This is a genomic window from Thauera mechernichensis (genome assembly GCF_029588855.1).
Taxonomy (GTDB): Bacteria; Pseudomonadota; Gammaproteobacteria; order Burkholderiales; family Rhodocyclaceae; genus Thauera; species Thauera mechernichensis.
This window is the reverse complement of the sequence record NZ_JARQZE010000001.1, coordinates 29,576-49,319: the sequence shown is the minus strand read 5'-3', so window position 1 is coordinate 49,319 and position 19,744 is coordinate 29,576. Positions and strand designations below refer to the sequence as shown.

The 19,744-nt window shown below is 64.9% G+C and carries 22 protein-coding genes and 1 tRNA gene; 13 read left to right on the top strand and 10 right to left on the bottom strand.

The window, feature by feature from the left end; genetic code table 11:
* The first annotated feature begins 45 nt into the window (after positions 1–45).
* The 3 genes from dut (at position 46) to P7F68_RS00265 (ending at position 1,676) form a co-directional block, all read left to right on the top strand.
* The gene (gene dut, locus P7F68_RS00275) at positions 46–495 is read left to right on the top strand and encodes a dUTP diphosphatase (RefSeq protein ID WP_002924474.1); all 450 of its coding nucleotides are present in this window, start codon (positions 46–48) and stop codon (positions 493–495) included.
* Complete coding sequence (locus P7F68_RS00270; protein WP_002924472.1) at positions 495–923, top strand: NUDIX hydrolase; 429 nt, start codon at positions 495–497, stop codon at positions 921–923. Before dut ends, P7F68_RS00270 begins: the two co-directional genes overlap by 1 nt.
* Before the next feature lie 132 nt (positions 924–1,055).
* Complete coding sequence (locus tag P7F68_RS00265; RefSeq protein ID WP_277829701.1) at positions 1,056–1,676, top strand: c-type cytochrome; 621 nt, start codon at positions 1,056–1,058, stop codon at positions 1,674–1,676.
* Between the two features lie 114 nt (positions 1,677–1,790).
* Here the strand turns inward: P7F68_RS00265 and P7F68_RS00260 are convergent, their stop codons facing one another.
* Together P7F68_RS00260 and P7F68_RS00255 are read right to left on the bottom strand one after the other, a co-directional pair.
* Positions 1,791–3,068, bottom strand: coding sequence for an NAD(P)/FAD-dependent oxidoreductase (locus P7F68_RS00260; protein WP_002924467.1), 1,278 nt, complete (start codon positions 3,066–3,068; stop codon positions 1,791–1,793).
* Positions 3,069–3,087: 19 nt separating this feature from the next.
* A complete protein-coding gene (locus P7F68_RS00255; protein ID WP_002938219.1) occupies positions 3,088–3,393 on the bottom strand; it encodes a c-type cytochrome in 306 nt (101 codons plus the stop codon).
* Positions 3,394–3,588: 195 nt separating this feature from the next.
* Here P7F68_RS00255 and soxY point away from each other — a divergent pair, with 195 nt between their 5' ends.
* From soxY to P7F68_RS00230, 5 genes are all read left to right on the top strand, one after another.
* Positions 3,589–4,056 carry a thiosulfate oxidation carrier protein SoxY gene (gene soxY, locus P7F68_RS00250; protein ID WP_002938213.1) on the top strand — a complete coding sequence of 156 codons (468 nt, stop codon included), beginning with the start codon at positions 3,589–3,591 and terminating at the stop codon, positions 4,054–4,056.
* 28 nt (positions 4,057–4,084) lie between these two features.
* Positions 4,085–4,396 (top strand): thiosulfate oxidation carrier complex protein SoxZ, encoded by a 312-nt coding sequence (soxZ, locus tag P7F68_RS00245; protein WP_002938210.1) that lies wholly within the window; start codon positions 4,085–4,087, stop codon positions 4,394–4,396.
* 140 nt (positions 4,397–4,536) lie between these two features.
* Positions 4,537–4,791 carry a DUF4212 domain-containing protein gene (locus P7F68_RS00240; RefSeq protein WP_002924454.1) on the top strand — a complete coding sequence of 85 codons (255 nt, stop codon included), beginning with the start codon at positions 4,537–4,539 and terminating at the stop codon, positions 4,789–4,791.
* Positions 4,792–4,803: 12 nt separating this feature from the next.
* Positions 4,804–6,609 carry a sodium:solute symporter family protein gene (locus tag P7F68_RS00235; protein WP_277829693.1) on the top strand — a complete coding sequence of 602 codons (1,806 nt, stop codon included), beginning with the start codon at positions 4,804–4,806 and terminating at the stop codon, positions 6,607–6,609.
* Between the two features lie 140 nt (positions 6,610–6,749).
* Positions 6,750–7,139 (top strand): hypothetical protein, encoded by a 390-nt coding sequence (locus tag P7F68_RS00230; protein WP_002938204.1) that lies wholly within the window; start codon positions 6,750–6,752, stop codon positions 7,137–7,139.
* A gap of 46 nt (positions 7,140–7,185) precedes the next feature.
* Here the strand turns inward: P7F68_RS00230 and P7F68_RS00225 are convergent, their stop codons facing one another.
* The 7 genes from P7F68_RS00225 to P7F68_RS00195 all read right to left on the bottom strand — a co-directional run bounded on the left by P7F68_RS00225 (position 7,186) and on the right by P7F68_RS00195 (position 14,258).
* Positions 7,186–7,437 (bottom strand): DUF4212 domain-containing protein, encoded by a 252-nt coding sequence (locus P7F68_RS00225; RefSeq protein ID WP_002924445.1) that lies wholly within the window; start codon positions 7,435–7,437, stop codon positions 7,186–7,188.
* Positions 7,438–7,481: 44 nt separating this feature from the next.
* Complete coding sequence (gene fusA / locus P7F68_RS00220; protein WP_277829690.1) at positions 7,482–9,539, bottom strand: elongation factor G; 2,058 nt, start codon at positions 9,537–9,539, stop codon at positions 7,482–7,484.
* 107 nt (positions 9,540–9,646) lie between these two features.
* Entirely contained in the window at positions 9,647–11,272 is a 1,626-nt protein-coding gene (locus P7F68_RS00215; RefSeq protein ID WP_037982537.1) for an MFS transporter, read from the bottom strand.
* A gap of 63 nt (positions 11,273–11,335) precedes the next feature.
* On the bottom strand, positions 11,336–12,070 hold the full coding sequence (locus tag P7F68_RS00210) for an LrgB family protein (RefSeq protein WP_277829688.1): 735 nt from the start codon (positions 12,068–12,070) through the stop codon (positions 11,336–11,338).
* Positions 12,067–12,432 carry a CidA/LrgA family protein gene (locus P7F68_RS00205; protein WP_002924442.1) on the bottom strand — a complete coding sequence of 122 codons (366 nt, stop codon included), beginning with the start codon at positions 12,430–12,432 and terminating at the stop codon, positions 12,067–12,069. The genes P7F68_RS00210 and P7F68_RS00205 overlap by 4 nt, the downstream gene beginning before the upstream one ends.
* A gap of 58 nt (positions 12,433–12,490) precedes the next feature.
* Positions 12,491–13,426 (bottom strand): nucleoside recognition family protein, encoded by a 936-nt coding sequence (locus P7F68_RS00200; protein WP_277829685.1) that lies wholly within the window; start codon positions 13,424–13,426, stop codon positions 12,491–12,493.
* A gap of 49 nt (positions 13,427–13,475) precedes the next feature.
* Positions 13,476–14,258: a sulfite exporter TauE/SafE family protein gene (locus P7F68_RS00195; protein ID WP_002938192.1), complete on the bottom strand. Its 783-nt coding sequence runs from the start codon at positions 14,256–14,258 to the stop codon at positions 13,476–13,478.
* Between the two features lie 320 nt (positions 14,259–14,578).
* On the opposite strand from P7F68_RS00195, the gene P7F68_RS00190 reads away from it, so the two are divergent.
* Positions 14,579–14,654: transfer RNA gene (locus P7F68_RS00190), tRNA-Thr, on the top strand.
* Between the two features lie 69 nt (positions 14,655–14,723).
* Here the strand turns inward: P7F68_RS00190 and P7F68_RS00185 are convergent.
* A complete protein-coding gene (locus P7F68_RS00185; protein WP_002924413.1) occupies positions 14,724–14,960 on the bottom strand; it encodes a hypothetical protein in 237 nt (78 codons plus the stop codon).
* Between the two features lie 168 nt (positions 14,961–15,128).
* On the opposite strand from P7F68_RS00185, the gene P7F68_RS00180 reads away from it, so the two are divergent.
* From P7F68_RS00180 to ccoS, 4 genes are all read left to right on the top strand, one after another.
* On the top strand, positions 15,129–15,668 hold the full coding sequence (locus P7F68_RS00180; RefSeq protein WP_332306958.1) for a glycine cleavage system transcriptional repressor: 540 nt from the start codon (positions 15,129–15,131) through the stop codon (positions 15,666–15,668).
* Between the two features lie 147 nt (positions 15,669–15,815).
* Positions 15,816–16,583, top strand: a complete 768-nt coding sequence (locus tag P7F68_RS00175) for a 3-hydroxyacyl-CoA dehydrogenase (RefSeq protein ID WP_002938190.1) — start codon at positions 15,816–15,818, stop codon at positions 16,581–16,583.
* 168 nt (positions 16,584–16,751) lie between these two features.
* Positions 16,752–19,241: a heavy metal translocating P-type ATPase gene (locus P7F68_RS00170; protein ID WP_002938189.1), complete on the top strand. Its 2,490-nt coding sequence runs from the start codon at positions 16,752–16,754 to the stop codon at positions 19,239–19,241.
* 21 nt (positions 19,242–19,262) lie between these two features.
* Complete coding sequence (ccoS, locus tag P7F68_RS00165) at positions 19,263–19,481, top strand: cbb3-type cytochrome oxidase assembly protein CcoS (protein ID WP_002924408.1); 219 nt, start codon at positions 19,263–19,265, stop codon at positions 19,479–19,481.
* Positions 19,482–19,744 lie beyond the last annotated feature (263 nt).

Sequence of the window (19,744 nt, the reverse complement as noted above, 5' to 3'; positions counted from 1 at the left end):
GACGCTCACCCGGCCGTGGGCTGGCGGTGGGTAGGGAGAATGGATATGCATCGAATCGACGTGAAGCTGCTCGACGAGCGCCTCAGGACCCATCCGCCTGCTTATGCGACCGAGGGTGCTGCGGGCCTCGATCTGCGTGCCTGCCTGCCGGCACCGATCACCCTCCATCCGGGAGAAACGACGCTTGTGCCGAGCGGCCTGGCGATCCATCTCGCCGACCCGGGGCTGGCTGCGATGGTGCTGCCGCGCTCCGGACTGGGGCATAAGCATGGCATCGTGCTTGGCAACCTGGTCGGGCTGATCGATTCCGACTACCAGGGGCAGATCTTCGTGTCGGTGTGGAACAGGGGGCGGGCGAGTTTCACTATTCAGCCCATGGAGCGTATCGCTCAGCTGGTCGTGGTGCCGGTGCTGCAGGTTGGCTTCAACCTGGTCGAGCAGTTCGCCCAGAGCGAACGCGGCGCCGACGGATTCGGCAGTACCGGGAAGCACTGATGAGGCATGCTGGCATTCCCGTGGGTGTTCATGTGATCTGCGAGGATGCAGGAGGGATCCTGCTCATGCGGCGCGCGGGCACCGGCTTTTTCGACGGCTTGTTCAGTCTGCCGGGAGGGCATGTCGAGCCGGGTGAGTCCATCGGCGAGGCGGCGAGGCGAGAGCTGCTTGAAGAAACAGGGCTCAGGGTCGAGTTGGGCGATCTGCGTCACGTCGGTACTGTCCACCGACGTTCGGACACCAACCGGATCGACTTCTTCGTCCGGGCCGACGCCTTCGCTGGCCGACCCGAGATCCGCGAACCGGACAAGTGCGATGCGCTGGACTGGCATGATCCGCGTTGCCTGCCGACGCAGATGGTGCCTTATGTGCGCTCGGCACTGGCTCAGGGCGGGAGTCCGTGGTTTCTCGAGCTGGGTTGGGACTGACCGTCCGCGCCTGGAGCGGCTATCGGTTTCTTACGCCGGTCTGAGGCGTTCTGCGCGTTTGACGCTTCTGCTAACCTTGAACCATTGACAGGCTGCGGATGGCCGTCCTGTCGCGAACAGGAGAGTGCAGGAATGAGGGCAGGCAGAAGCATCACGGTCGCGGCGTCAATGTTCATGTTCGCCTCGCTCGCCACGGCGGCTGGGGAGCTGCCACAGGTCGATCTCGAGCGCGCCGCCGCGATCAATGCGGGGCGTTGCATGTTGTGCCACGGGCCTGAAGGCGATAGTTCTTCGCCGCTCTATCCGCGCCTGGCGGGCCAGCATCACCAATATATCGCCAAGCAACTGGCGGACTTCAAGTCCGGCCGGCGTGCCAGCGACACCATGGGTGGCATGGTTCAGGATCTTGCCGAGGACGAAATGCTCGCGCTCGGTGTGTTCTTCGAGACCAAGCCGACCAAGCCGCGCGAGGCACGAGACAAGGATCTCGCATCGGTAGGGCGCTTCGTCTTCCATCGCGGCAATGAGTTCTCCGGGGTGGCGGCCTGTGCCGGCTGCCACGGCGATCGTGGCTTGGGTACCGAACAGTTGCCGCGCCTCGCAGGGCAGGTGCCACGCTACACCGAGGCCCAGCTCAATTCGTTCAACAAGCGTCAGCGCACCAACGACAACGAGATCATGCACTCGATCGCCTCGAAGCTCACCGAACTAGAGGTCAAGGCGGTGTCGCTCTACATCAGTACGCTGGACTGATAAAGGCGACGGCCTCGGGGCGGAAACGAAGGGGGCGCACGGATCCAGGATCCGTGCGCCCCCTTCGTCATGACAGCGCGGCGCCGCGGAGGCGCCTGCAGCGGCGGTGACTCGTCAGGCGAGCATGTCGGCCCAGATGTTGCGCGCCCAGCCCATCGCAAACTTGCCTTCGAGCTCATTGGCTGCAGCCGAAACGCCGCCCGCGCCTTCTACTGGCAACGGCTGCTGCTTTTCGGCGTTGTACTGGTGAACCGAAGCAACATGGATGACGTTCTTGTCATCGACGAAGCTGTAGCAGGTGTTCATCAGTACGGGGGCTGCGTTCGGAGCCTTGCCTTCGAGCAGGTTCAGAATGGCTGCGGCGACCAGCTTGCCATGCTGGTTGGCCATGTGACCGGACTTCGGCATCGTGGGCGCGGGGAAGATCGCGTCGCCGATCACATGTACGCCCGGCACGCCCTTGGCTTCCATCGACAGCCATTCGACGTCGACCCAGCGCTCGTTGATCAGCGGCAGGCCGGCCTGAGCGGCGATATTGCCTGCACGCATCGGCGGGATGACATTGAGCACGTCGGCCTTGATCTCGTCGAACTCCAGCCGTGCCTTGCGGCTGGCCGCATCCACGCCCTCGAGCTTGCTGCCGGGCACGTATTCGAGAAGCGCGCCGTAGCTCTCGAACGCCTTGGTAAACAGGCCCTTCTTGGACTGGATCTCGTCGTTGGCGTCGAGCACGAGCACCTTGGACTTCGGTTTGGTGTCGCGCAGGTAGTTGGCGACCAGGCAGGCGCGCTCGTAAGGCCCCGGCGGGCAGCGATAGGGTGCGCGCGGAATGGTGAGCGCGAACACGCCGCCATCGGGCATGTCCTCGAGTTGCTTGCGCAGCAGTGCGGTCTGCGGGCCGGCCTTCCAGGCGTGCGGCACGAGTTCCTCGTTGCCGTCGAGGCCTGCGACTGCGCCTGGGATGAAGTCGATGCCCGGCGACAGCACGACGCGGTCATAGCCCAGCGTGCCATGCCTGGCAGTGGTAACCATGCGCTTGTCGGGGTCGAGTGCGGTCACCTCGTCCGTGATCACCTTGACGCCCCAGTTTTCACGCAGGTTGTCGTAGCTGACCGTGATGTCGTCCATCTGCTGCAGGCCGCCGATCACCAGATTGGAGATCGGGCAGGAGACGAAGCGCGTGTTGCGCTCGATCAGTGTCACATCCACGCTGCCCTGGCTCCACATGCGCAGGTACTTGGCGACGGTGGCGCCGCCGAAGCCGCCGCCAACGACGACGATGTGCCCTTTTGCAGTCGAGCCTGCCGCATTGGCCAGCCCGGAGAGACCGGTCAGCGTGGTGCCACCCGCAGCGATGCCGATGGCCTTGATGAAGTCGCGTCTGTTGATCATCGTTGTTCCCCTGTGAGCCTTATTTCTGCGCGGCGAACCATTCGCTGATCAGCGCCAGCTGTTCCTCGGTGTAGCCCTTGACGATCTGGTGCATGATCGTTGCCGGCGCGTCGCCCGAGCGGAACTCAGCGAGCTTTTTCATGATTTTTTCGGCCGATTCGCCAGCGAGTGACGCCATGCCCTTCTGTGCGTTGCCGTTCGTGCCGTGGCAGTTCGCACACGTCGCGGCAAGGTTGCGGGCGAGATGGGGGTCGGCGTCCTGCGCCTGTGCCGTGCCGACGAGGCCGGCCAGGCCGAGTGCGGCGATTGCGATCCTGAGTTGCACTGCGTTGTTCCTCCGTTGGGTTGCCGTTCAAGTCTTCTGATGGGGCGCGAGCCGCTTTCGGGTCCTGGGGTCTGGGCCGTAACAGGCCAGAGTATATCCAATCGGCCGAGGAGGAAATCCTCGGCTCAAGGGTGGCGCAGCCAATGCCGAAGGGCCTGGGTACAATGAAAGGCTTGGTCGACAAGGAGTGAAAGGATGAATCATCAACGCAGGGACGCCCTGAAAGCTGCGGGGGGCTTGGGTGTTTTCGGCTTGCTTGCGGCCATCGGCTTCATCAGGCCGGAGCTTGCGCACGCGGCCCGAAATGAGGCGGCCTTCAGCGCAAAGAGCCTGGATGCGGTCGTCGCCGCGCTTGGCGCCACCACGCCGACCGAGAGTGGCGGCATCCTGATTTCCGCCCCTGACATTGCCGAGGATGGTGCGGCGGTGCCGGTCGGTGTGCTCAGTACATTGCCCGGCACCGATCAGATCGTGATCATGGTCGAGAAGAACCTGAACATGGTCGCCGCCTCCTTCGTGATTGCGTCGGGCACGATGGCCGACGTGCAGACAAGCATCAAGATGGGGCAGACATCCAATGTGCTGGCCATGGTGCGGGCTGACGGCAAGTACTTCGTCGCCAAGCGGGAAGTCAGGGTGACCCTCGGCGGCTGCGGCGGCTGAGTGTGCATTGGAAAAGGAGAGCAAGGCTATGACAAATCCGACGCGTATCCGCGCCATCGCCAAGGACGGCATTACCGAAGTTCGCATGCGGATGTCGCACGACATGGAAACCGGTCAGCGCAGGTCGGCGTCCGGCGAGCTGATTCCCGCGCACTTCATTACCTCGGTCACGGTCAGGCACAAGGACAGGGTGGTGCTTGCCGCCGAGTTCAGCACTTCGGTGTCGGCCAATCCCAGTCTGGCGTTCAGGTTCGAGGGCGGCGCCAAGGGCGATGAGCTGAGCGTGAGCTGGGTCGACAACAGGGGAGAGGGGCGCTCCGACACGGTGCAGATCGCTTGAGCGGCGGGAGCCTGTTGTAAGGCGCTGTAAGGGATAAGTAAGACTGATGTTTCTATAATGCGCCCGCAGTCGTGTGGATCAGGCCGTATTGCGGCCGGAGAAGGACGGCGCGGGAGTTTCACTTCAGACGAGGAGACGTTATGGAAAACAATGCAGCAGGCTACTGGAAAGCCACGCTGAGCCTCCTGACCAAGATCATGATCGTATGGTTCCTGGTCTCGTATGGCGCCGGCATCCTTTTCGCCGATGTGCTCAACACGATCCACCTCGGCGGCTACCCGCTGGGCTTCTGGTTCGCGCAGCAAGGCTCGATCTACGTGTTCATCGCGCTGATCTTCTTCTACGCGAAGAAGATGGGTGAGATCGACCGCAAGTTCGACGTCCACGAAGAATAAACAGGGGGAGACATGGAACTTCAGACTCTGACTTACCTGGTGGTGGGGGCGTCCTTTGCCCTCTACATCGGTATCGCCATCTGGGCGCGCGCCGGCAGCACCAGCGACTTCTACGTCGCCGGCGGCGGTGTGCATCCGGTCACCAACGGCATGGCAACTGCGGCTGACTGGATGTCGGCGGCGTCCTTCATCTCCATGGCCGGCCTGATCGCCAACATGGGTTACGGCGGCGGCCTGTTCCTGATGGGCTGGACCGGCGGCTACGTGATCCTCGCCATGTGGCTGGCGCCCTACCTGCGCAAGTTCGGCAAGTTCACCGTGCCGCAGTTCATCGGCGACCGCTTCTACTCGAAGTCGGCCAGCACGGTGGCGGTGATCTGCCTGCTGACCGCCTCGATCACCTACGTGATCGGCCAGATGACCGGTGTCGGCGTGGCTTTCTCGCGCTTCCTCGGCGTCAGCAACGAGACCGGCATCTACCTCGGCATGGGCATCGTGTTCGCCTACGCGGTGTTCGGCGGCATGAAGGGCATCACCTACACCCAGGTGGCGCAGTACATCGTGCTGATCTCGGCCTACACCATCCCGGCCGTGTTCATCTCGCTGAACCTCACCGGCAACTTCCTGCCGCAGCTCGGCCTGGGCGCCAACCTGGTGGGTACCGACGTGTCCCTGCTGGATCGCCTGAACCAGGTCGTCACCGACCTTGGCTTCGCCGAGTACACCACCTCGGTGCCGGGCAGCAAGCTCAACATGTTCGTCTACACCGTGTCGCTGATGATCGGTACTGCAGGCCTGCCGCACGTCATCATCCGCTTCTTCACGGTGCCGAAGGTGGCTGACGCGCGCTACTCCGCGGGCTGGGCGCTGGTCTTCATCGCCATCCTGTACACCACCGCGCCTGCTGTTGCCGCGATGGCCAAGTACAACCTGCACGCCACGGTCAACACCGCGATCACCAGCAATGGCGACCTGTACGCGGAAGAGTCGAGCCTCAAGTACGACGAGCGTCCGGACTGGATGTCGCGCTGGGAGAAGACCGGCCTGCTGAAGTGGGAAGACAAGAACGGCGACGGTCGCATCCAGTACTACAACGACAAGACCAAGAGCGCCGACGTTCTGGCCAAGGCCGAGCAGGCTGGCTGGAAGGGCAGCGAGCTGACGGTCAACGCCGACATCATGGTGATGGCCAACCCGGAAATCGCACTGCTCCCGAACTGGGTGATCGCGCTGGTTGCCGCGGGTGGTGTTGCTGCGGCGCTGTCGACCGCAGCCGGTCTGCTGCTGGCGATCTCGTCCGCGGTGTCGCATGACCTGGTGAAGAACGTGTTCGCCCCCAACATGTCGGACAAGAACGAGCTGCTCGTCGGTAAGTTCGCGATGGCAGGCGCCATCGTGCTCGCCGGCTGGCTCGGTCTGAACCCGCCGGGCTTCGCGGCCGGTACCGTGGCCCTGGCCTTCGGTATCGCGGCGTCCTCGCTGTTCCCGGCGATCATGATGGGCATCTTCTCCAAGAAGATGAACAAGGAAGGCGCCATCTCTGGCATGCTGGCCGGCCTGTTCGTCACCCTGTTCTACGTGTTCGCTCACAAGGGTATCTTCTTCGTGAAGGGCACCGAGTTCGTCGATCTGATCGGCGGCCCGAACAGCTTCTTCGGCATCACGCCGGAAGCCTTCGGTGCGATCGGTGCGCTGGTGAACTTCATCGTCGCTTTCGCGGTCGATAAGGTGACCAAGGAGCCGCCGGAGCACATCCAGCAGCTGGTTGAAGACGTGCGTATCCCGCGTGGCGCCAAGGCGGTCGACGGCGCGCACTAAGCCTCGAGCCTGGTATTGAAGCCCCTTCCCAGAGGGGGCTTCCCGAGAACCCCGCCAGCGGATTCCATGGCGGGGTTCTTTCTTTTATGGCACCTTGCGGGCTGCGGCCTTTTTGCCGTCAGCCGTGACTGGAGCAGTGAATGGTTCTGGATGTAAGCACCGTATTGACCTGGATTCTCTTCGTGGCCCTGTTCCCGATCGCGTTTTTCTGGCTGCGGCGGGCCTGGCGCATCGTCTTCAAGCGCGATTTCTCGGAGGTCGCGCTCAAGCGTGGCATGCCGCCGGCGAACCCGGCGAAGTTTGCGCCCTTCACCGCGGTGATCAACTTCGTGTGCGGCATCATCATCGTGATGGTGATCTACGGTGTGCTGGTGCTGCAGCTCGAGTACGAAACCTGGAGTTCGACCGCCGGCGTGACCATCTGGAGCAAGTTCCTGCTCGACTTCATGCTCAGCCGCCACGCGCACCCGATCGCCTGGGGGCGCAAGAAGAAGGCAGCGGACGAGTCTGCCTCGGGTTCCGGCAAGTAAGGAGCAGGGCTGCGGGCAGTGGATGCTGGCAGTGCTACGTCGGGCGTTATTTCACTCGGTAGCGGCGGTCGAGACGGTTCATCACCGTGACGTAGATGGCGATGATCACCAGATAGGTGATCATCGAGCCCTGGGCGAAGATGTAGAAGCCCAGCGGAAAGCCCATGAACTGTAAGCTGTTGAGCTCGTTGGCGTAGTAACCCGCGACAAAGGTCACGCCGAACCAGATCAACAGCAGGCAAAACGTCAGCAACAGGTTGCTGCGCCAGTAGGCGCGTTGGCGTTCGCTCAGCTTCATGTCAGTGTTGCGGCCCGGCGCCTGCACGCCGGGCCTGGGCGCGCTCAGTGCGCGCCGTTGCCGTTGCCGCCGCCGGTGTGCTGGCGGGCCAGTTCGGATTGTACGTCCTGCGGCGCAGGCTCGTGGCCGCCGGCTTCGAGAACGAATTCGCTTTCTCCTGCGCAGATTGCCTTGAGCCTGCCCTCGAAGCCGTCCAGGCCTGCCATCGGAACGCGCGCTGAGATCAGCGTCCAGCCTGCGGCGGGGCTGTCGGTGGCGGTCAGGCGGCCGCGGCGGCTGGCGAGTTCGGCACTGACCTCGCCGAACAGGGCATCGGCCACCTTCACCTGGATGTCGAGCAGGGGTTCGAGCACCAGCGGACGCGCGGCAAGCACGGCTTCGATGAGCGCGTGGCGGCCGGCGGTGACGAAGGAGACTTCGTTCGAATCGACCGCGTGATGCTTGCCATCGGTGATAACGACGCGGATATCCTGGATCGGAAACCCGGCCAGGGCGCCTTCCTCCAGCGCCTGGCGGACGCCTTTCTCGACCGCGGGCATGAAGTTGGTCGGGATGGTGCCGCCTTTCACCTCGTCGGCGAGCTCGATGCCGCTGCCGCGCGCGAGCGGTTCGACGCGGAGCGCCACCTCGCCGAACTGGCCTGCGCCGCCGCTTTGTTTCTTGTGTCGGTAGCGCGCCTCGGCCGTGATGGCGATGGTCTCGCGATAGGGGATGCTCGGCGTGGCCGTGTCGAGCTGCAGGTTCCAGCGCGCCGACAACTCGTCGAGCACGATCTTGAGGTGCTGCTCGCCGAGGCCCCGCACCACGGTGCGCCGGTTGCGCGGGTCGAAGCTCACCTCGAGGCAGGGGTCCTCCTCGAGCAGGCGCGTGAGCGCCTCGGAGAGCTTCTGTTCGTCGGCGGGCTTGCGCGTCATCAGTGCGAGGCCGAACACCGGCTGCGGGTAGGTGGCGGGGGCGAGGTGGTAGTAGTCTTCATCGTGCGAGTCATGCAACACGGCGTCGCGCTGCAGTTCATCCACGCGGGCAACGGCGCACAGGTCGCCGGGCACGGCGAGTGTGGTTTCGATCGCGTTGCGCCCATGCATGCGCAGCAGGTGGGCAACCTTGAAGGGCTTGCGGCCGTCGCCGATGAAGAGTTGCGAGTTGGGCGTCACCTGCCCCTGATGGATGCGGAACAGGCCGAGCTTGCCGCGGTAGGGGTCGTTGGCGATCTGGAATACGTGCGCGACGGCGTGGCGCTCGGCGTCGAGCATGACCTCGACCGCTTCGGCGGCGCTGCCTTCGCCCTTGAGGAACTGGGGCGGGTTGGCTTCGGTGGGGTCGGGCGCGAGCTTGCCAAGGATGTCGAGCAGTTCGCGCACGCCCGCGCCGCTGCGCGCGGAGACGAAGCAGACGGGGATGAGGTGGCCTTCGCGCAGGGCCTGCTCGAAGGGGGCATGCAGCTGCTCGGGCGCGAGCGACTCGCCTTGTTCGAGATACTGCGCCATCAGCGCTTCATCGAGTTCGACGACCTGGTCGACGATGGCGTCGTGTGCGGTTCTCACGCCGGAGAACGCGGTCGCGGCGGATTCGTCGGGCGCGAAGAAGCAGTCGATCACCTGGCTGCCGTCCGATGCGGGAAGGTTGAGCGGCAGGCATTCGCGGCCGAAACTTGCGACGATGTCGTCCATGAGGGCGCCGAAGTCGATGCCGGGTGCATCGATCCGGTTTACGATGATCATGCGGCACTTGTCACGGCCGGCTGCCATCATGCGGCGGGTGCCGCTCTCGACGCCGGCGGCGGCATTGATAACCACTGCAGCGGTGTCCACTGCTGGCAGGGTCAGCAGAGCACGGCCGGCTAGATCGGGCAGGCCCGGGGTGTCGAGCAGGTTGATCCAGTGGCCGGCCCACTCCAGATGCACCAGTGCGGCGTGCAGCGAGTGGCCCATGGCTTTTTCCTGGGGGTCGAAATCGGACACCGTGTCGCCGCGCTCGACGCTGCCAGCGGCGCCGAGCGCGCCCGAGGCCAGAAGCAGCGCCTCGACCAGCGTGGTCTTGCCGCTGCCCGCGTGGCCGAGCAGGGCGAGGTTGCGAATGTCGTGTACCGAGCTGGGTGTCATGTTTCGCCTCCCTTGGGGTTGAATGGCCTCAAGTGTCCGCCCGCGGGCGCTGGAAGGCAATGCGCAAGGTCAACATGCATGCAGGCGCCCGGCCTGCCGCTGCGGCCTCACGCGCTGCGCAGGCCGGCGCTCCGCGTGAGGCCGATCGCGACCAGCGGCAGCAGCAGGCCGAGCGCCGTGACCGTGACCAGCAGCATGCCGAGTTCGCTGTAGTCGGCGGGTATCGTGATTGCACCAGTCGAGGCGTCGCGCACCTCGCGGGTTACCGTGTAGAGCTGATTGAGGTATTTGGTGCCAAGTTGCGAGGCCGACAGCGCAAGGTTGGCGAAGGAGCTCATCACCGCGAAGAAGGTGGCCTTCAGGTGCGCCGGGGCGGAGTTGGCGATCCACGCCAGCATCGGCACCATCGAGATCTGGCCGAGCGGCGATTCGAGCGCCGTGTCGATGACGGCGATGAAGCGCGCATCGACGATACCGCCCGTGCGTGCCGCAGTCCATTCGTGCAGGCCGTGGTACATGCCGATGATCGGCAGTGACAGCACTGTGGTGGCGAGCGTCAGGAAGACGACGATGTAGACGATCGAGCGCTCGGCCATGAAACGCCGGAACAGGAACAGGCCGAGCAGGGTCAGGCTGCTGGCGATCAGCGCCAGTTTGGCGAGGAAGGACTGGTCGAAGCCGAGTTCGTCGATCATCCACCACGTCGACCCCGCGCCGGGAGTGGGGATGGCGCGGAACACGAAGATGATGATGGCGGTGCCGAGCAGGGTGTTGCGCGCAGTGGGCGTGAGTTCGCGCAGCAGCCGGCCCATCATCACTGCGATGACGGTGAACGAGCCTGCGAAGATGATCTCCTGGCCGTAGGGCATGCCCGACAGGCCGACGCCCAGGGTGAGCGCGACGAACACCGCGCTGCCGCCCAGGATCCACCAGTTGGGCGCAGTGCGCGCCTGGGGGCCGTGCAGCAGGCGGTCGATCTCGGCGCGGTCACGGCCGAGCGCAGCCAGGCGGCGCGCCTCGCGGCGCTTGAGCCAGCCGGCGAGCAGCACGCCGCTGACCGACAGCAGCGGGATAAGCAGCGCCAGTTCGTAGATGTGCAGGTAGATCGCGACCTTCTCGGCCTCGGGCAGTGCCTCTGCGCCCTTGAACAGCACCACGTTGGCGAGCGACACCATCACGCTGCCGCCGATGATGGCCACCCGGCCCAGGGTTTGCATGGTGGTGTGCATCAGGCGTACGGTCGCCTCGTCGAGCGGCTGGCCGTGGGCGTCCACCTGGGGAACGGCCTCCACCGTCATCGCGTCGGCAACGGCGTCCTGCATCACGTACCCGACCGGAGCGAGCAGCACCGACAGCACGAACCAGGCTTCGGCGGGCATGATCGCGCGCATCGCGTCGGGGTTGCCGATCAGTCCGATCATGATGAAAAGGCTGGCGGCGATCAGGCTGGCGCCGAGATAGACGAGGCCGGCCTTGTAGCGCCACAGCAGGTCGACCAGATGGCCGATCGGCATCTTGAGCGCCCACGGAATGCCGGCCCAGAACCCCAGCGCGGCAAGGAAGGCGGCCGACAGGCCGAGGTAGTCCTTGACGAAGAAGGTGCCGACGATGCCGGTGAGTCCCGAGATGCCGGCCGCGCAATACACCATCAGCGGTGGCAGGTAGGACAGCCGCATCTCGCGGCCGAGTTCGAGCAGGTTACGGTCGATCCAGCGGTAGATGGCGTGCAGCACTCTGTCGGCCTTGTCGTCGGGTCGGTTCATGGAGGTGGCAGCGAAGCTTTGCCGAGGGGGCTGTCAACCTGAGAACAGGCGCTCCACCCAGGGCATGATCCATGGCAGGGACAGCGCGGTGATGAGACCGTTCAGTCCCATCGCGAGCGCAGCGAAGGCGCCCGCCTGCTCACTGACCTGGAAGGCGCGCGCGGTGCCGATGCCATGCGAGGCAATGCCGATCGCGAAGCCATGCACGGCATGGTCGCCGACATGCAGTCGGCGCAGGATGGCGCGCCCGAACACTGCGCCGATGATGCCGGCGCTGATGACCAGCACTGCCGTGAGCGAGGGCAGGCCGCCAATACGCTCGGCCACGCCCATCGCGATCGGCGTGGTGACGCTCTTGGGCGCGAGCGACATCAGTGACTCGCGGCTGGCACCGAGCAGGGCGCCGATGCCCCAAGCCGACAGTGCTGCGGTGAGCGAGCCCGCGACCAGCGCGATCATGAGTGGGCCCGCCATGGCCTTGAGTCGCGGCCATTGTGCATAGAGCGGAATCGCAAGCGCGACCGTCGCCGGCCCGAGCAGGAAGTGCACGAACTGGGCGCCATCGAAATAGGTTTGGTAGGGCGTGCCGGTGGCGAGCAGCAGGGTGGCAAGGATGGCCACGCTGATCAGCACAGGGTTGGCGACCGGATGAAAGCCCGCGCGTTTGTAGATCCAGAAGGCGGCCTGGTAGGCGAGCAGGGTCAGCGTGAGACCAAGCAGCGGTGTCGCCGACAGGTAGACCCAGATTTCCTCGAGGTCCGGACTCATTGTTCGCGCTCCGCGGCCGTGCGTGCGCGGTTGCGAGTGAGCGCCTTGAGCACGAGCGCGGTCACCGCGATGGCGAGGAAGGTGCTGAGGAAGAGTGCGACCAGCAGGGGCAGCCATTCGGCGGCGATGCGATCGCCGTAGAGCACGATGCCTGTGCCCGCAGGCACGAACAGCAGCGACAGGTGCTGCAGCAGGGTGCCGGCGGTCTGGCGCAGGTCGTCGCCCGGGCCGCCGCGCAGCATGAGCACGAGAAAGAGCAGCGCCATGCCGATCACCGGTCCGGGAATCGGCAGCGCAAAGCCGCGGGCGATGACTTCGCCGGCGAGCTGGAAGACGAGAAGCAGGGTCAGGGCGGCGATCATCGTGGTGACTGTCGAGTGGGCTGCGAGGGGGCGGGCGTCGGTGTAACGCCCAAGCCTACTACAGTAGCCCGTGGCCGATCGTACGCACTGCAATGCCGATGACTGCGCCGAGCGCGGCAGGCTTCCATACCGCCGCCACCCGGCGTCCTGCCGAGATCAGGACGGCCACGCCGGCCACATCGAAGGGGTGGATCAGGAAGCCAGCACTCGCGTTCAGGGTCGCGACGGAGGTGTTGCCGCTCTTGAGCATCTCATCCATGACGCCCATCATCGCCGTGCCCCCAGCGATGTATTTCGTGAGCGTGAGCAGTATGAGCGCCGGGTCGAGATCGAACAGGCGCAGCAGCGGTGTGAGCAGGCTGGTCAGCAGATCGATGCCACCGCTGGCGCGCAGCGCCATCACGGCCACGAGGGCGAGGACCAGCATCGGAATGGCGCCGATCGAAATCTTGAAGGCCTCGGCGCCAGCGCGGTTGATGACGTCTAGCACGCCCTTGGTGTCGTCGGCGACTGGGTGGCGCAGTGTCTCGTCGAGGGGGCCTTCGATGCTCGAAAGACCGCGCCCGAACACATGGTAGGTCGCCGCCGCGGCCGCCAGGCCGCCGACGCAGGACAGCAGCAGTGCTGGTCCGAAGGAGAGCCCCATCGCCGCCATCGGGAAGGTGACATTGGCTTGCGCCATGGCCATCACCATCGCCAGTGTGGCTGCAAGGTGGCGGTCGGAGGCCCCACGGCCCTCCATCATGGCCAGCGTGGCGACCGGCGCGGCGAAGCTGACGAAGTTGATCTGCAGGGCGGCGAACACGCCCAGCCCGGTCAAGCCCGCCGGGCGCAGCAGGGGAGCCAGGCGCGCGACCACCCAGTCGATTGCGCCGCGCGCCTCCAGCATGCGCATCAGCGACAGCATCACCACCATGATCGGCAGCAGCACGAAGAGTGCGAGCTCCACGGCCGAACGACCGGCCTGGAGGATGATCTGGGTCAGCAGGTCCATATGCTGCGGCCGCTGTCGGTCAGGGGTGCGAGGAGGGAATGCATCGCGCTCAGGCCGACTTGCCGAAGTAGTAGAGCGTGAGCAGGCTACCGACGGCGATGATGAAGCGCCGCAGCCAGATTGCCGGCAACCGGCGTGCCATGGTGGCGCCCCAGTATCCACCCAGCGTGGCGGTGAGCAGCATGATCACCGTGTGCGGCCAGGAGACGGCATTGGCGAGCACGAAGGTTGCGACCGCGACGCTGTAGATGATTGCCGACAGCCAGTTCTTCAGCGCGTTGATCTCGTGCACGTCCTTGAAGCCCTGGATGGCGAGCGCGGCGATCATGAGGATGCCCATGCCGGCACCGAAGAAGCCGCCGTAGATCGACACCAGGAGCTGGAACACATAGCCGCCTGGGCCGATGTGGCGTTCATCTCGTCCCGCCGGCGCAGGTTTCCATCTCTGCACCAGCGTTGAGATCTGGCTGCTGAAGGCGAACAGCACCGTCGCCAGCAGCAACAGCCAGGGGATGAGCGCGGAGAAGGCCGCATTCGAGGTCTGCAACAGCAGCAGCCCGCCGCCGATGCCACCTAAGAAGGCAACCACGGACAGTGCCGGCAGGCTCCTGGAGAAGCGCTTGAGTTCGCGACGGAAGGCCCAGGCGCCGGCCAGGCTGCCCGGCCATAGCGAGACCGAGTTGCTGGCGTTGGCCATTACGGGGGGCACGCCGACGGCAAGCAGTGCAGGAAAGGAGAAGAATGTACCGCCGCCTGCTACGGAGTTGACTGCGCCGGCTGCAAACGCGGCAACGCCGATGAGGACGATGTCAAGGAAGTCGAGGCCGAGCATGAGGGGCGTCTTGGAGGGCAGGCTGCGAGGTGCAGTGCGGCGGTGGCGCTGCGACAGCGTGGGGTGGGCCCGTGGTGTTGCGCGAGCTGCCGCGGAGTCAGATGCCCCGCGGCGCCGCGTTCTGGTTCGGGCTGTCTCCTCCGCCCCGAATTGCCGCGAAGTTTAGTCGACTCCCGATATAAACAGAAGATGCGGCCAAAAGTTTTTTGTATTAACGCGCGTCTTCCGGCGGGGCATCCCATGCCGGACCGTTCGGTGCGACGCGATCGCTAGCGCATGGTTGCCGTTGTGTGGGGCCTGTTGTATGATGCGCGCCCTTAGCCGGTGTAGCTCAGTTGGTAGAGCAGCGCATTCGTAATGCGAAGGTCGGGGGTTCGACTCCTCTCACCGGCACCAGTGATTCAGGCAAAAGGCCAGCCCCATGGGGCTGGCCTTTTGCCTTGATGCGTCTGTGGTCCCTTGTTTTCAGGCAGTCTGGCCGTGGAACAGGCGAAGCAGGCTGTTGAAGGCCTGAGCGCTCACGCTCGGGTCGTAGCGTGCGAAAAGCGCCTGCTGGCGCTTGCGCATGTCCGGCGGCAGGGTGTCGAGGATATGCTCGCGCTCGGCAAGAATCTCTGCGCACATCCGTTCGGTCACGAACAGGAATGCGATTGGTTGATAAAGTCCATCACCCTTGCGGGCATGGAACTGCGGCACCTTCATTCGGGGGTCTCCTATGCATCCGTCGCCTGTGCGGCGACGCCTCCTTGCGCAGCGGCATCTATATCTGGTGCGCCGCTTGCGTTCATAATTATTGCAGTTCCCCTGGCCCGAGTATTGATATAGCGCAGATCACCATCAACTGCTTGTGGGTCGGGGGCTTTTGCAGCAATGCGCCGACGGAGAAATGGAATGAAGACGTCCCTGGTTCTGACCCTTATCGGCCCAGACCGTCCCGGTCTGGTTAATGCGGTTTCGCGGTGTGCCAGCGAGTGTGGTGCGAACTGGCTGGAGAGTCGAATGGCCCACCTAGCCGGGCAGTTCGCCGGCGTGGTGCGACTCGAGGTTGACGCAGGGCAGGTGGATAAGCTCGAGACCGCATTGCAAGCGCTCGAAGGGCAGGGGCTGCGCATCGCGGTTGCCCGTGGTGCTGCCGGCCCAGCTGCGAGTGTCCGCAAGGTCGGCCTGGATCTAGTCGGCCATGACCGGCCGGGTATCGTGCGCGACATCTCGGCGGTGCTGGCCCGGCATGGGGTCAGTATCGAGTCGCTCGAGACGGCCTGCGAAAGTGCGTCGATGAGTGGTGAGCCGCTGTTTCGCGCGCGTGCGGAGCTGGCTGTGCCGGCGACGCTGGAGCTTGGACCGGTGCGCTTGGATCTTGAGGCGCTCGCCAACGAGTTGATGGTCGATCTCGACTTCGCCGACGCATAGCGCGCGCGGGCGGGCGAGTGGCTTCCCGCTCCACGCTCTGATGTTGACGTTTACGTTAACGATAACTATGGTTCGCGCTGATGTCGGCGGCCGAGCCTTGCGCAGGCCGGGCCGAGTTCCAAGAACCCACTGAACAGGAGAAGTGCGATGCAGATCGAGAATGGCGTTTTCGTGGTGACCGGAGGTGGGTCGGGGCTGGGGGCTGCGACCGCTCGCATGTTGGTGGAGGCGGGCGCGAGGGTGGTGCTGGCCGATGTCAACCGCGAGGCGGGCGAAGCTCTGGCGACCGAGTTGGGCGCTGGGGCAGTGTTTGTGGCCACCGACGTCACCGACGCCGATAGTGCTCGCGCCGCGATCGATGCCGCCGGTGCGCGTTTTGGCCGGCTCACGGGCCTGGTCAACTGCGCAGGCGTTGCGCCTGCAGAAAAGGTGGTTGGCCGTGAAGGTGCTCACGCGCTCGACAGCTTTGCACGCACGGTGAGCATCAATCTGGTGGGGACCTTCAACATGCTGCGCCTGGCCGCAGAGGTGATGAGCAAGTCCGAGCCCGATGCGGGTGGCGAGCGTGGCGTGATCATCAATACCGCCTCGGTTGCGGCTTTCGATGGCCAGATCGGACAAGCCGGCTATGCCTCGTCCAAGGCTGGTGTCGTCGGCTTGACGCTGCCCGTGGCGCGTGAGTTGTCTCGGTTTGGCATCCGTGTAATGGCGATTGCACCCGGCATCATGGAGACGCCGATGCTGATGGGCATGCCGCAGGAAGTCCAGGACGCGCTCGGCAAGATGGTGCCGTTCCCGTCGCGGCTTGGCCGGCCTGCCGAGTTCGCGGGCCTGGTCCGCCATATCATCGAGAACGCCTATCTCAACGGCGAAGTGATCCGTCTCGATGGGGCCATCCGCATGGCGGCAAAGTAAGCGCTGTCGGCTTCGGACAGGCGGCGATGGGCGCGCGCTCAGGGCGTGCAGGCGGGCCTCGATGGTGCAGCGCAATGGCCCGAGCAGCGGGATTGTGATAAAAAAGCCTCTCCTTCCCCGACCGCCCCGGCTGGCGCTTCCCGCCGGGGCGGCTTTGTATCGCCGCCGATGACCTCTGCAGAACTGCCCGCCGCGGACGCCGCCGCACCCGATGTCGATTGCTATCACTGTGGCCTGCCGATTCCGGCCGAGACGCAGCATTACGTCAGGATCGAGGGGCGATCGCGGCGCATGTGTTGCGTCGGCTGCGAGGCGGTGGCGCAGTCGATCGTCGATAACGGTCTTGTAGATTACTACCGCCACCGCGATGCGATGCCCGAGTCGCGACGCGAGGCGATGCCGGTCGAGCTGCAGGAGCTCGGCCTGTTCGATCACCCCGATTTCCAGAAGAGTTTCGTACGCCCGGTGGGTGAGCACGAGCGTGAGGCAGCCCTGATCCTCGAGGGCATCACATGTGCGGCCTGTGTATGGCTGAACGAAAATCATGTCGCCCGCCTGCCCGGGGTGTCAGCCATCGAGATCAACTACGCCACGCGGCGCGCGCGCGTGCGCTGGGACGAGCAGCGCATCAGGCTGTCCGACATCCTTGCCGCAATCCAGGCCATCGGTTATCGCGCCTACCCTTACGACGCCGAACGTTCGGAGCAGATCGCCAACAAGGAGCGGCGCTCGATGCTGTGGCGGGTCTTCGTGGCCGGCTTCGGCATGATGCAGGTCATGATGTACGCCTTCCCCGTCTATGTGGCGGGCGAGGGCGAGATGACCTGGGACATCGAGCTGCTGTTGCGCTGGGCCAGCCTCCTGCTCACCCTGCCGGTCGTGCTCTATTCGGCCGCGCCATTCTTCCAGCGCGCCTGGCGTGACATACGTCTGCGCCGCCTGGGCATGGACGTGCCGGTCGCGCTGGGTGTGGGCAGTGCATTTCTTGCCAGCCTGTGGGCCACGCTCACTGATGGTCCCGAGGTGTATTACGACTCGGTCACCATGTTCGTCTTCTTCCTTCTGGGTGGGCGTTACCTGGAGATGTTGGCAAGGCAGAAGGCGGTGCGCGGTGTGGAGGAGCTCGGTAAGGTGCTGCCATCCTTTGCCGAGCGGCTGGCCGGTTGGCCGCAGTCCGCAGCCAGCGAGCGCGTGCCGACAGCGCAGCTCGCGCCGGGTGACATCGTGCGCGTGCGGCCGGGCGAAGTCGTGCCCGCCGACGGTGTCGTGGTGGAGGGGGTTGGCGAGGTCAACGAGGCCTTGCTCACCGGCGAGAGCTTGCCCGTTGCCAAGCGCGTTGGCGCGCGGCTCACGGGTGGCAGCATCAATGTGTCCTCCCCCTTGGTGCTGCGGGTGGAGCAGGTGGGTGACGCGACGCGCCTGGCGGCCATCCGTCAGTTGATGGAGCGGGCCGCGAGCGAGAAGCCCAAGCTTGCCACGCAGTCCGACAAGGTGGCCGGCTATTTCATCGTCACCTTGCTCGTGCTGGCGGGCATCACCGGTGTTGGCTGGTACTTCATCGATTCCGAGCGCGCGTTGTGGGTGTTCGTTTCCGTTCTGGTGGTGGCATGTCCGTGCGCCTTGTCGCTGGCGACACCGACCGCGCTCACCGTAGCCACCGATGCCCTCGCTCGAATGGGGGTGCTGGTCACGCGCGGGCATGCGATCGAGACCCTGGCCAATGCCAATCGGTTCGTGTTTGACAAGACCGGAACGCTGACCCATGGGCGCATGAGCCTGGAGCGCGTGTTGCCCCTCGGTGCCGCGGACGAGGCTGCCGTGCTGGCGATGGCTGCGGCGATCGAGCAGGGTTCCGAGCATCCGGTGGCGACCGGTCTGCGTGAGGCTGCCGCCGGGCTCGAGTTGCCGCTGGCAAGCGAAGTCGAAGCCGAGACCGGGCAAGGCATGCACGGGCTCATCGACGGCCAGACCGTGTTTATCGGTCGTCCCGAGTATGTTTCGGGCGCGACGGGGCTTGCGATGCCATCGGCACTCGAGGGTTTTGCGTCCGAGGGTGGAACCGTGATTGCGCTGGCATCGCGGTCGGGCTGGCTGGGCTTGTTCAGGCTGGCAGATAGCGTCCGTGAGGAGGCGGGGATGCTGATGCGCCGTCTCGCCGGCGAGCAGATCCCGACGAGTGTGCTGTCGGGTGATGCCCAGCCAGTGGTGGAATCCGTGGCTGGGGCGCTGGGTGTGCAGGATGCCCGCGGTGGCATGAGCCCGCAGGGCAAGCAGCAGGTAATCGCCGTCTTGCAGGAGGATGCTCGGGCCGTCGTCGCGATGGTGGGCGACGGCGTGAATGACGCCCCCGTGCTTGCGCAGGCCCACGTGTCGGTCGCCATGGGTGGGGGGACGGATCTGGCCCGCAATCAGGCTGACATCGTGCTTCTCAACGAGAATCTTGCCAGCCTCGGACGGGGTATCGACCTGTCGCGCAAGACCTTGAAGATCATTCGCCAGAACCTCTGGTGGTCGTTTACATACAACTTCACCTCCGTCCCGCTCGCAATGGCCGGGCTGGTGACGCCCTGGATGGCAGGGGTCGGCATGGCGGCGAGTTCGCTGCTCGTCGTTCTCAATGCGCTGCGCCTGCAGCGCGTGCCGCGGGGCCGAGCCTGAGGCTTGCATAGGAGAGCTGGCATGGAGAGCCTGTACCTGTTGATCCCGCTATCGGTGCTGCTGGTGTTCGTGATCGGTGTGATCTTCTGGTGGTCGCTGCGCAGTGGTCAATACGACGACATGGAGGGGCCAGCCTATCGGCTGCTGATGGACGACCGTGACGAGCCGGCTCCGGACGCCCGGGAGCGGGAGGGGGGTGACGCGAAGCGGACCGCAGGGCGTGACGAGGGGGAGCGCTGACATGTCGCCTCGGCGCTTGCTCCAGGGGTGGTGCAGATGCGGACAGGTTGACCTAGGTCAACACGCGCTTTGGCGGCGTGGCGATAATTGTGCCGTGGTTGTCGATCGGGCTTGGAAGACGGTGGGCAACGAGTGTTTTTATGTCTCTCTGTTGGGGTTGGGGGTGCGTTGATACGCACCCTTTTTTTTCGTCTGTCATTCTCGATTTCGGCGTTTTGGGTATGCGGCCCGTGGTTGCTGCGGTCGGTCCGATATGCCGGCGA

Bases quoted from the DNA above. Each gene is read 5' to 3' on its own strand.
- soxY (WP_002938213.1), top strand. From the start codon at position 3,589: ATGAATCATCAACGCAGGGACGCCCTGAAAGCTGCGGGGGGCTTGGGT.
- P7F68_RS00180 (WP_332306958.1), top strand. From the start codon at position 15,129: ATGCGCCGACGGAGAAATGGAATGAAGACGTCCCTGGTTCTGACCCTT.
- dut (WP_002924474.1), top strand. From the start codon at position 46: ATGCATCGAATCGACGTGAAGCTGCTCGACGAGCGCCTCAGGACCCAT.
- P7F68_RS00200 (WP_277829685.1), bottom strand. From the start codon at position 13,426: ATGGACCTGCTGACCCAGATCATCCTCCAGGCCGGTCGTTCGGCCGTG.
- P7F68_RS00225 (WP_002924445.1), bottom strand. From the start codon at position 7,437: ATGAAGCTGAGCGAACGCCAACGCGCCTACTGGCGCAGCAACCTGTTG.
- P7F68_RS00175 (WP_002938190.1), top strand. From the start codon at position 15,816: ATGCAGATCGAGAATGGCGTTTTCGTGGTGACCGGAGGTGGGTCGGGG.
- P7F68_RS00230 (WP_002938204.1), top strand. From the start codon at position 6,750: ATGGTTCTGGATGTAAGCACCGTATTGACCTGGATTCTCTTCGTGGCC.
- P7F68_RS00240 (WP_002924454.1), top strand. From the start codon at position 4,537: ATGGAAAACAATGCAGCAGGCTACTGGAAAGCCACGCTGAGCCTCCTG.
- P7F68_RS00210 (WP_277829688.1), bottom strand. From the start codon at position 12,070: ATGAGTCCGGACCTCGAGGAAATCTGGGTCTACCTGTCGGCGACACCG.
- P7F68_RS00185 (WP_002924413.1), bottom strand. From the start codon at position 14,960: ATGAAGGTGCCGCAGTTCCATGCCCGCAAGGGTGATGGACTTTATCAA.
- P7F68_RS00265 (WP_277829701.1), top strand. From the start codon at position 1,056: ATGAGGGCAGGCAGAAGCATCACGGTCGCGGCGTCAATGTTCATGTTC.
- P7F68_RS00205 (WP_002924442.1), bottom strand. From the start codon at position 12,432: ATGATCGCCGCCCTGACCCTGCTTCTCGTCTTCCAGCTCGCCGGCGAA.
- soxZ (WP_002938210.1), top strand. From the start codon at position 4,085: ATGACAAATCCGACGCGTATCCGCGCCATCGCCAAGGACGGCATTACC.
- P7F68_RS00260 (WP_002924467.1), bottom strand. From the start codon at position 3,068: ATGATCAACAGACGCGACTTCATCAAGGCCATCGGCATCGCTGCGGGT.
- P7F68_RS00170 (WP_002938189.1), top strand. From the start codon at position 16,752: ATGACCTCTGCAGAACTGCCCGCCGCGGACGCCGCCGCACCCGATGTC.
- fusA (WP_277829690.1), bottom strand. From the start codon at position 9,539: ATGACACCCAGCTCGGTACACGACATTCGCAACCTCGCCCTGCTCGGC.
- P7F68_RS00270 (WP_002924472.1), top strand. From the start codon at position 495: ATGAGGCATGCTGGCATTCCCGTGGGTGTTCATGTGATCTGCGAGGAT.
- P7F68_RS00195 (WP_002938192.1), bottom strand. From the start codon at position 14,258: ATGCTCGGCCTCGACTTCCTTGACATCGTCCTCATCGGCGTTGCCGCG.
- ccoS (WP_002924408.1), top strand. From the start codon at position 19,263: ATGGAGAGCCTGTACCTGTTGATCCCGCTATCGGTGCTGCTGGTGTTC.
- P7F68_RS00235 (WP_277829693.1), top strand. From the start codon at position 4,804: ATGGAACTTCAGACTCTGACTTACCTGGTGGTGGGGGCGTCCTTTGCC.